At 36.5% G+C, this 9,486-nt stretch carries 10 protein-coding genes; 8 read left to right on the forward strand and 2 right to left on the reverse strand.

The annotated features are described in order from the left end of the window. Positions 1–16: 16 nt before the first annotated feature. Together FC66_RS06510 and trxA are read left to right on the forward strand one after the other, a co-directional pair. On the forward strand, positions 17–2,374 hold the full coding sequence (locus FC66_RS06510) for an endonuclease MutS2 (protein ID WP_057974576.1): 2,358 nt from the start codon (positions 17–19) through the stop codon (positions 2,372–2,374). An 86-nt stretch (positions 2,375–2,460) separates the two neighbouring features. Further along, positions 2,461–2,772 (forward strand): thioredoxin, encoded by a 312-nt coding sequence (gene trxA, locus FC66_RS06515; protein ID WP_057974577.1) that lies wholly within the window; start codon positions 2,461–2,463, stop codon positions 2,770–2,772. 64 nt (positions 2,773–2,836) lie between these two features. On the opposite strand, the gene FC66_RS06520 is transcribed toward trxA, so the two are convergent. Beyond that, a complete protein-coding gene (locus FC66_RS06520) occupies positions 2,837–3,325 on the reverse strand; it encodes a YslB family protein (protein WP_057974578.1) in 489 nt (162 codons plus the stop codon). A 161-nt stretch (positions 3,326–3,486) separates the two neighbouring features. Here FC66_RS06520 and racE point away from each other — a divergent pair, with 161 nt between their 5' ends. Genes racE through FC66_RS06535 form a run of 3 tightly spaced genes read left to right on the forward strand, consistent with a single transcriptional unit; the run spans position 3,487 to position 6,062 of the window. After that, positions 3,487–4,296 carry a glutamate racemase gene (racE, locus tag FC66_RS06525; protein WP_057974579.1) on the forward strand — a complete coding sequence of 270 codons (810 nt, stop codon included), beginning with the start codon at positions 3,487–3,489 and terminating at the stop codon, positions 4,294–4,296. Position 4,297: 1 nt separating this feature from the next. Next, on the forward strand, positions 4,298–5,539 hold the full coding sequence (locus FC66_RS06530; protein ID WP_057974580.1) for an XTP/dITP diphosphatase: 1,242 nt from the start codon (positions 4,298–4,300) through the stop codon (positions 5,537–5,539). A gap of 1 nt (position 5,540) precedes the next feature. After that, the gene (locus FC66_RS06535; RefSeq protein WP_057974581.1) at positions 5,541–6,062 is read left to right on the forward strand and encodes a metallophosphoesterase; all 522 of its coding nucleotides are present in this window, start codon (positions 5,541–5,543) and stop codon (positions 6,060–6,062) included. A 56-nt stretch (positions 6,063–6,118) separates the two neighbouring features. Here FC66_RS06535 and FC66_RS06540 read toward each other — a convergent pair whose 3' ends face one another. After that, a complete protein-coding gene (locus FC66_RS06540; RefSeq protein WP_057974582.1) occupies positions 6,119–6,856 on the reverse strand; it encodes an MIP/aquaporin family protein in 738 nt (245 codons plus the stop codon). Between the two features lie 166 nt (positions 6,857–7,022). On the opposite strand from FC66_RS06540, the gene cbpB reads away from it, so the two are divergent. The 3 genes from cbpB to FC66_RS06555 are packed head-to-tail and all read left to right on the forward strand — an operon-like array spanning position 7,023 to position 9,411. Then, entirely contained in the window at positions 7,023–7,505 is a 483-nt protein-coding gene (cbpB, locus tag FC66_RS06545) for a cyclic-di-AMP-binding protein CbpB (protein WP_057974583.1), read from the forward strand. Positions 7,506–7,529: 24 nt separating this feature from the next. Continuing rightward, positions 7,530–8,237 (forward strand): 2,3,4,5-tetrahydropyridine-2,6-dicarboxylate N-acetyltransferase, encoded by a 708-nt coding sequence (dapD, locus tag FC66_RS06550; protein WP_057974584.1) that lies wholly within the window; start codon positions 7,530–7,532, stop codon positions 8,235–8,237. Positions 8,238–8,265: 28 nt separating this feature from the next. Continuing rightward, on the forward strand, positions 8,266–9,411 hold the full coding sequence (locus FC66_RS06555) for an N-acetyldiaminopimelate deacetylase (protein ID WP_057974585.1): 1,146 nt from the start codon (positions 8,266–8,268) through the stop codon (positions 9,409–9,411). Positions 9,412–9,486: the final 75 nt, after the last annotated feature.

Genomic DNA, 9,486 nt, shown 5'->3' on the forward strand with positions numbered 1-9,486 from the left:
CTAGGAGGATTAAACTATGAACGAAAAAGGCTTAAATACATTAGAATACCAAAAAGTTAAACAACAAATTCAAGCTTTTATATCGACTGAATCTGGTCAAGAAGAAGTTAACGGCCTGAAACCAATGATTGATCTTGAAAAAATTCAAAAAGATTTAGATGAGACACAAGATGCCGTTAAAATATTACGTTTACGTGGAGGTATTCCATTACCACAATTAGTTAATGTGAAACCACACATGAAACGGCTTGATATGGGTGCTTCTTTGAATGGTAAGGAGTTGGCAGCAGTTGGTCGTGTTTTAAGAACAACTAATGAAATAAAATTATTTTTCAAGGATTTGGCGGACTCTGAAATAGAATTGGTTAGACTGTTCGATTGGATAGACAAACTTGAAAATTTACCCGATATTAGTCGTAGATTAAACCAATCTATCGAGAATGATGGTCATATAACTGACGAAGCATCACCAGTACTGCATAATATTAGACAAAACATCTTACGTTCAGAAAGTGCCATTAGAGCAAAATTACAAGAATTTACACGTGGAAAGAGTGCCAAATATCTAAGTGAGGCATTAATAACAATTCGAAATGAACGTTACGTAATCCCAGTTAAGGCCGAATATCGTGGCCAATTTGGTGGTGCCGTTCATGATCAAAGTGCGACGGGGCAAACATTATTTATTGAACCTCAAGCAATTGTTGAAATGAATAATCGATTACGTGAACAACAACTCGCTCAGGCTGATGAAGAACGTCGTATCTTAGCTGAGCTATCTGAACTAATTGCACCTTTTACTGCAGAAATTTTAGAAAATGCTTATATTCTGGGTCATTTTGATTTCGTTAATGCTAAGGCGCAGTATGCAAGTTCAATTAAAGCAACTGAACCTACAATCAGTGTTGAGAATGACATCTTCTTAAGACAAGCGCGTCATCCATTATTAGATAGTAAAAAAGTGGTTGCTAATGATATTATGCTAGGGAAAGATTATCAGGCAATTGTTGTTACGGGACCTAATACCGGTGGTAAAACAATTACATTGAAGACGCTGGGCCTTATTCAAATGATGGGTCAGTCTGGATTGAATATTCCTACGAGTGAAGGTAGTCGTATCGGTATTTTTGAAGATATCTTTGCGGATATTGGGGATGAACAATCGATTGAACAGAGTCTAAGTACGTTCTCTGCCCATATGACTAATATTGTCTCAATTCTGGCCAATATTAATGACCGTTCATTAGTCTTATTTGATGAATTAGGCGCTGGAACGGACCCGCAAGAAGGTGCTGCTTTAGCCATTTCGATTCTTGACGCGGTTGGTGCAAAAGGGAGTTACACGGTTGCAACAACGCATTATCCTGAATTAAAAGCTTACGGGTTTAACCGTGCTGGAACAATTAATGCCAGCATGGAATTTGACAGTGTTACGCTACAACCAACATATCGCCTGTTAATTGGTATTCCTGGTCGTAGTAATGCGTTTGATATTTCTCGTAAAATTGGGTTGGATTCGGCGATTGTTGATCAAGCTCAAAGCCTGACAGATCAAGATAGTCAAGATTTGAATGAAATGATTTCTGATTTGATGAGTAAGCGAAAAGAAGCAGAAGATGAAGCATTAGCCTTACAAGTCCAATTAACTGATGCGACAAAATTACATGATGATCTTGCTAAAGAATATGGTGATTTTGTCACGCAAAGAGAATCAATGACAAATAAAGCCAAAGAAAAGGCTAATGATATTGTGGCGGACGCTGAAATAGATGCTGATAAAATTATTAAAAAAATTCGTCAAATGCAAATTACTCAGGGACAGGCCATAAAAGAACATAAGCTTATTGATGCTAAGTCGCAGTTATCACAGATGCACCAGCCAACAGATGCGTTGAAGAAAAATAAAGTTCTTCAACGTGCTAAAAGTAAGCAGGAATTTCGTGTGAATGATGATGTTTTAGTTAAAACATATGGTCAACAAGGTGTTTTAGTTAAAAAAATGAGTAAGACGGAATGGGAAGTTCAACTTGGTATTCTAAAAATGAAAATTAGTGAAGATGATCTTCAGAAAGTTCATGTTGAGAGTGACAAGAAAGATCGAACGGTCTTTAAGAATGCTGCTTCTACGAGTACATCAACATCACTTGACCTTCGTGGTCAACGTTATGATGATGCGATGAGTCAAGTTGATCAGTATATTGATTCTGTACTGCTTGCCGGATATGCTTCAGTTACAATTGTACATGGTAAAGGGACAGGAGCTTTAAGGACTGGAATAACAGATTATTTGAAGGCTAATCGTCATGTTAAATCATTTGAATTTGCGGCACCTAATGCTGGAGGCAATGGCGCAACAATTGTTCACTTTAAGTAATTCATTACTTTTTGTAAGCAAAAATATAGCGTATATTCATATTCTCTGATATGATATTAGCATAATATAACAGAGGAGGAATTCGAATGGTACAAGCAATTACAGATAAAGAATTTGAAACAGTTACTGATTCAGGTGTGACATTAACAGACTTTTGGGCAACATGGTGTGGTCCTTGTCGCATGCAAACACCAGCAATTGAAGAATTAGAACAAGAAATGGGCGAGACGGTTAAATTTTCTAAAATGGATATTGATCAAAACCCCGCAACGGCACAATCTTTTGGTATCATGAGTATTCCAACATTAATGATTAAAAAAGATGGCGAAGTTGTTGATACGATCGTTGGTTATCATTCAAAAGATCAAGTTAAAGAAGTATTAGCTAAATATATTTAATATCAAAAAAAGAGTTAACCCAAAGGTTAACTCTTTTTTTGTCGGACAACTATTGCTATAAAAATTAGTCGTTATCAGTTGATTTTTCAAAATGAAATTGATTTGTGGGTTCTACTTCGTTCGGATTTTTTAAATCAGTTTGAACAATGATTGAAACCCCGGATTTACTATTCTGATTTTCAACAATTGTTTCTGATGTGAAACCACTTTGAATTTGAATTGTCTCGGCAATGAATCCAGCTTCAAGATTAAAATCTGCTGTTTTCACTTGATTCTGTCGGAATTTAACGATATCGCCTGAGAGTAACCAAGTTTGTTTATCTTTCTTTTCCTTAACAATCTCAAGGTTCCCCCAATTTGCTTTTTCGAAAAAAGTCACAAGATCTGTGATGCTAGCTAAATTGATATTACGAGCCATTTTCTTACCAGCCCAATATAAGATGGTTGTATCCGTACCGAACACTTCTGGTATTAAACTGTCGCGTAAAAGTTCATAAGCGAACATGTTATTTGTATCAGCGGATAATAAGTTTTCAATTGAATTAGACTTCATTTGGATCTCCCTCTAAATATGTTATATGTTTTCATTATACCGTTATTTAAGATTAGATGATATTATTTTTTGGAGGTCAAAGATAATTGGCTAGACTTGAATTTTAAGCAAAGACAAGTCATAATTGAAGGTACTAAGTAATTTAAAAAGAGGTTAAAATAATGAATAATCAAGCAATTGGATTTATAGATTCAGGCGTTGGTGGATTAACGGTTGTAAAAGAAGCACTTAAACAACTACCAAATGAAAAAATTTACTATCTAGGTGATACGGCTAGAATGCCATACGGTCCTAGACCCTCAGAACAGGTTCTAGAGTTTACATGGGAGATGACGTCTTTCTTATTAAGTAAGGGAATAAAAATGTTAGTAATCGCATGTAATACGGCGACTGCTGCGGCATTAGACGATTTGCGAGAAAAATTAGCAATCCCCGTAATTGGTGTTATAAAACCAGGAAGTCGAGCTGCAATAAAATCATCCAAAAATCAACGGGTTGGTGTTATTGGTACGGAAGGAACAATTAAAAGTGGCGCATATAAACGAACTTTGCATGAGAAAAATCCAAATTTATTTGTAACTAGTTTACCATGCCCCGAATTTGTACAAATTGTTGAGAATGACCAATACGAATCAAAATATGCTGAACAGGTTGTCGCTGAAACTTTGGGATTCTTTGATGATAAGAATATTGATACTCTAGTTATGGGCTGCACGCACTATCCGCTTTTAAGACCATTTATCCAAAAAGCTGTTGGTGATAAGGTTACGCTAATTGATTCAGGAGCCGAAACGGTTAACGATGTTTCAACTATACTGGACTATTTTGATATCGCGGCTAAACGTGAAGAAGAAACAACGCATGAATTTTACACAACGGGAAGTTCAGACGATTTTAATGAAATTGCTTCAGGTTGGTTAGGTTTGGAAAATATTAACGCTAAAACAATTCATTTAGGTCAAGGAGACTAGCATGCGTAAACACGAGAATCGCGATAATTTAGAAGTTAGACCTGTCTCAATTACAAAGTTAAGTCTTAAACAAGTAGACAGCGCAATTGAATACCGACTGGGGCTGACTAAGGTAACGATACTGGTTAACGAGGTATCGACTGCAGGCGAATTAACGGTTGATATTAATCAGTGGCTGGGGATTAAAGCATCAGTTAATGTGGATGTAATAACGTCATCACTTAAAACGGCATTGGCAGAGCCTTTAAAAGAAAAAGGATTTGCATTACAAGTACAAATTACGCAGGTTGATGGAGATGTTGTTGCGGCAGTTATTAACGCGAGTTATGTTGCCATTCAAAACTTATTATTACAGAATGACGGTCAACAATTAAAACCATTCTCAGCAGTTAATGTAGGGTTTATTGATTTTGAATTGTTTGTCGATTTAACTGGTCAAGAAGAATCAGACGCTGATAGCCATCTAGTCATTGTACAAAATGAGTCTGGTGCGTTTTTACAATTAAATTTTGAAAAGTCAAATGCCGACTTACTTGGCGATAAGCTAACTCAGCTTTTAGGCGGCGCAATGGAAGGATTATCAGAATTAATGGGCAATTCACAAAAACAAACTATTTTAATTCAAAATAATCATATTGAGAATCAAAAAGATGTTATTTTAATTGCAACCAAAAATGAGGGGAAAGCGACCGAATTTAAACGTCTTTTCAATCCATTAGGTTTCAAGATTACGACCTTATTGGACTATCCTGAGTTACCAGACGTCGAAGAAACCGGTAAAACATTTGAAGAAAATGCTAAATTAAAAGCTGAAACAATTTCAAATCTAACTAAGTTACCCGTTTTAGCTGATGATTCTGGATTAATGGTAGATGCTCTAGGTGGGAGACCCGGAATTTTTTCTGCTAGATACGCTAGGGATCATGATGATGCAGCTAATAACGCAAAATTACTACATGAATTGACTGATGTTCCCAAAGAAGAGCGAACAGCAACCTTCCATACAACATTAGTTTTTGCCAGACCGGGTAGTGAGTCACTGGTAGCGGATGGTGAAGTTGCCGGTTTAATTTTGGGGATACCACGCGGAGATAACGGATTCGGTTATGATCCATTATTTTATGTACCAGAATTAGATAAGTCAATGGCTGAATTAACTGAAACCGAAAAAAATAAAATTAGTCATCGGGGCCGCGCAACCGTTAATTTAATGTCAGAATTTAATGATTGGTGGGAGAAATAAGATGAAATGCTTAGTTGTCAGTGATAGTCATGGTGATCGAGAGATACTAGAATCTATTTTAGCGCATAATAAAAATAAAGTTGATGCATTTTTTCATTGTGGAGATTCAGAGCTAGAAGCTAACGATTCACTCTTTAACGTGTTCAATGGCGTTATTGGAAATATGGATTTCGATATGAAATTTCCAGAAGAGCTAGTTAAAGTTGTCGATGGCGAAACAATTTATGTATCACATGGACACTTAACTGGCGTAAAAACCAATTTATTAACGCTGAGTTTAAGAGCCCAATCAAAAAATGCAAATTTTGCATTTTTTGGACATACGCATGAACTAGGTTGTGAGATGACTGATGATGGAATGTTGATTTTGAATCCGGGGAGTATCAGTTTACCGAGAGGAAAGTACCGTGGTCTAGGAGGAACTTATGCAATTATTGAGGCGGATGCAAAATTTGTTCGTGTTACATATTTTACGAGACAACACGAGAGTGTTCCGGAGCTTAGTTCCGAGTTTAAACGTTAATTGATAGATAAAAAAATAAGCTTAAAATGACATTGTCATTTTAAGCTTATTTTAAATTATGATAACATGAACAATGATTTGTATACAAAGATTGCTAAAATACCAGCTAAAATTGGTGCCACGACTGGGACCCAACTATAATCCCACTGTGATTTACCTTTATTTTTAAGTGGTAAAAGTTGATGCAACAAACGTGGAGCAAGGTCACGGGCTGGGTTTAAAGCAGGGCCCGTTGCGCCACCTAATGAAGCAACTAATACGAGGACTAAGAAACCTAATCCAAGATGAGCCGTTCCAAGGTTATCAGAAAAGAATGGGGCTTTTGTAATTCCAAGTGCACCAAAGATTAAAATGAAAGTACCAACAAATTCGTTAATAAACCCATTTAATTTACTTTGAGCTGCATCAATTGTTGAGAAAGTTCCCAAAATACGTTCAGGATCAGTCGTTTGATCATAATAAGGTTTGTAAGTTGCTACGACTACTGCCTGTCCGAAAAAGGCACCCAAAAATTGTACTGCGATATAAGGAAGTACTTCACTCCATGGGAATAAGCCAGAAACGGCTAAGCCTAAGGTGAAGGCAGGGTTAATATGATTTGCTGAAATACTACCAAAGATTAAGGCAGGAATCATAACACCAAATCCGTAACCAAAGGCGATTAAAGCCCAGTCACTACCATGTCCTTTTGTATGTCCAAGTTCGACGTTGGCAACAGAACCGTTACCTAAAATTACCATAATTGCTGTACCAATAAATTCTGCGGCTAATCTTGTTGTTAATGTATAATCCATAGTGTCCTCCTATTTTTTGTTCACAATATTCACTATGGTACCAATATTGTTAACAAATGTAAATAATTATTAATTATTGCCATAATTTTTGAAAAAAAATAGTGTCTGAGCGTAATCTATTATAAAATGGAAGATGTACTAAATGTTTGGAAGGAGGATCTATTGAATGATAGCTAAGTCTATTGAAAAAATGTTATCCGAAAACCAGGAACACTTTTTAATTCCGGCAGAGATGGTTGCTAACGTCCAAGAAAATAATTTTTTGGATCATGCGTTATTGGTTTTAACGAAAGTGCGTTATGCCAAGATTCCAGTTTTAGATAATGATTATAAATTTAAAGGATTATTATCTTTATCTATGATTACTGAGACAATGTTAGGATTGGATGAGTTGGATGTTAGTAAGTTACATGAAATCTACGTAAAAGATGTCATGGAAACAGATATGCCGACAATCCAAGATCCTTATGATATTGAAAATGTATTACATTTACTTGTTGACCATCCATTTTTATCAGTTGTTTCTAATGATGGTAGTTTTACAGGGATTGTGACGCGTCGTGAACTTATGAAAAGTTTGAATCATATTGCTCATGAATTTGAGAAAGATTACACTGTTCAAGCAATTGAAACAAAAGAAGAAAAATAATATAACTTATAGAGGAGAATGATGATGGCAACTTTAGATGCACACGAAATTATTAATTTTATTAGTACTTCGAAAAAGAAAACACCCGTAAAAGTATATGTTAAAGGTGACTTAGCAGGAATTAAAGTCCCTGATACAATTGAAGATTATCTAAATGATAAAGCCGGTGTTTTATTTGGTGATTGGGCAGATGTTGAACCTTTCTTAAAGGCAACACCAGAAATTACGAGCTCGCATATTGAAAATGAAACACGAAACTCAGCCGTTCCATTATTAGATTTGAAAAAAATTAATGCTCGAATTGAGCCTGGCGCAGTGATTCGCGATCAAGTATTAATTGGCGATAATGCGGTTATTATGATGGGTGCAATTATTAATATTGGTGCTGAAATTGGCAAGGGAACAATGATTGATATGGGCGCAGTTCTTGGTGGTCGTGCAATTGTTGGAGAAAATTGTCATATTGGTGCTGGAACAGTTCTTGCCGGAGTTGTGGAACCACCTTCAGCAACGCCAGTTATCATTGAAGATGATGTCCTGATTGGTGGTAATGTTGTCGTTCTTGAAGGGGTTCGTGTCGGTAAAGGTGCTGTCGTCGGTGCCGGTGCCGTTGTAACTAAAGATGTTGAACCATATACGGTAGTTGTAGGGATGCCGGCAAAAAAAGTTAAAGATATTGATGATAAAACAAAAGACAAGACAGAGATTTTAGCAGATTTACGCAATATCTAGAAGCAAATTGGAATGGGAGTAATTAGAAATGAGTTTAACAACTGAAGAGCTAATTAAAATCAGACGGGACCTACATCAAATTCCGGAAATTGGATTAGAAGAATTTGAAACTCAAGCCTATTTATTGAACTTAATTTCAACATTCAATCAAAATTTTATGACGATAAAAACTGTTGAAACCGGGATTTTAGTTCGGCTTGCTGGTTCGATTGGTCATTACACAATAGGCTACCGAACTGACATTGATGGATTACCGGTCGCTGAAAAGACGGGGTTACCATTTTCCTCACGAAATGAGGGTCGGATGCATGCTTGTGGGCATGATATTCACATGACCGTTGCATTAGGGATTTTAAATTATTTTTCAGAAAATCAACCAATGGCGAATATGACTTTTATTTTTCAACCAGCGGAAGAAAATGCCAGTGGTGGTAAAAGACTTTATGAAAGTGGTTTATTAGACGAATGGATGCCTGATGAAATTTATGCATTTCATGATAATCCGCAGTTACCTGCGGGGACAATTGGGACCCGATTAGGGACTTTGTTTGCGGGAACATGTGAAATCCATGCGCATTTGACCGGTAAAAGCGGGCACGCAGCATACCCGCACCAAGCGAATGATATGGTTGTGGCGGGTGCACAATTAGTTAATCAATTACAAACGATTGTTAGTCGAAATGTTGACCCGATTCAGTCAGGAGTTGTCACGTTAGGCCAATTTACAGCAGGTACTACGGGTAACGTGATTGCCGGCGAGGCACAGATCAATGGGACGATTCGGGCCCTGACGCAAGAAATGAATTTATTAATTCAAAAGCGTGTAACGACAATTTGTGAGGGTATCGCACTAACTTATGGTTGTGAAGTAGAACTGAATTTAATTCAAGGCGGTTACTTACCAGTTGAGAACAATGAAAGTAAAACTGAAAACTTTATTCGATTTATGAAAAATGATTCTGAAGTTTCATTTGTCGAAACACAACCTGCAATGACCGGAGAAGATTTTGGGTTTTTACTATCTAAAATACCCGGAACAATGTTCTGGTTGGGCGTCGATAGTCCATACTCACTTCATTCTGAGTTTTTAGCACCTAAAGAAGTTGCAATTGACGCTGGTGTTCTTGCAATGACACATTTTTTAACTGACAGAGATCTGCAATTAGGGAAATAAAAAAATGATTCAAATTATGTTTTTACATAATTTGAATCATTTTTTAGTGGCTCTATGTCAAATAGTGTTGATGAA

The sequence above is a fragment of the Dellaglioa algida DSM 15638 genome (assembly GCF_001434695.1).
Lineage (GTDB): Bacteria > Bacillota > Bacilli > Lactobacillales > Lactobacillaceae > Dellaglioa > Dellaglioa algida.

What these genes read in the sequence shown, in the direction of transcription:
- dapD (WP_057974584.1), top strand. Translation starts at nt 7,530, where the DNA reads ATGGCAACTTTAGATGCACACGAAATTATTAATTTTATTAGTACTTCG.
- FC66_RS06535 (WP_057974581.1), top strand. Translation starts at nt 5,541, where the DNA reads ATGAAATGCTTAGTTGTCAGTGATAGTCATGGTGATCGAGAGATACTA.
- trxA (WP_057974577.1), top strand. Translation starts at nt 2,461, where the DNA reads ATGGTACAAGCAATTACAGATAAAGAATTTGAAACAGTTACTGATTCA.
- FC66_RS06510 (WP_057974576.1), top strand. Translation starts at nt 17, where the DNA reads ATGAACGAAAAAGGCTTAAATACATTAGAATACCAAAAAGTTAAACAA.
- FC66_RS06520 (WP_057974578.1), bottom strand. Translation starts at nt 3,325, where the DNA reads ATGAAGTCTAATTCAATTGAAAACTTATTATCCGCTGATACAAATAAC.
- FC66_RS06530 (WP_057974580.1), top strand. Translation starts at nt 4,298, where the DNA reads ATGCGTAAACACGAGAATCGCGATAATTTAGAAGTTAGACCTGTCTCA.
- FC66_RS06540 (WP_057974582.1), bottom strand. Translation starts at nt 6,856, where the DNA reads ATGGATTATACATTAACAACAAGATTAGCCGCAGAATTTATTGGTACA.
- racE (WP_057974579.1), top strand. Translation starts at nt 3,487, where the DNA reads ATGAATAATCAAGCAATTGGATTTATAGATTCAGGCGTTGGTGGATTA.
- cbpB (WP_057974583.1), top strand. Translation starts at nt 7,023, where the DNA reads ATGATAGCTAAGTCTATTGAAAAAATGTTATCCGAAAACCAGGAACAC.
- FC66_RS06555 (WP_057974585.1), top strand. Translation starts at nt 8,266, where the DNA reads ATGAGTTTAACAACTGAAGAGCTAATTAAAATCAGACGGGACCTACAT.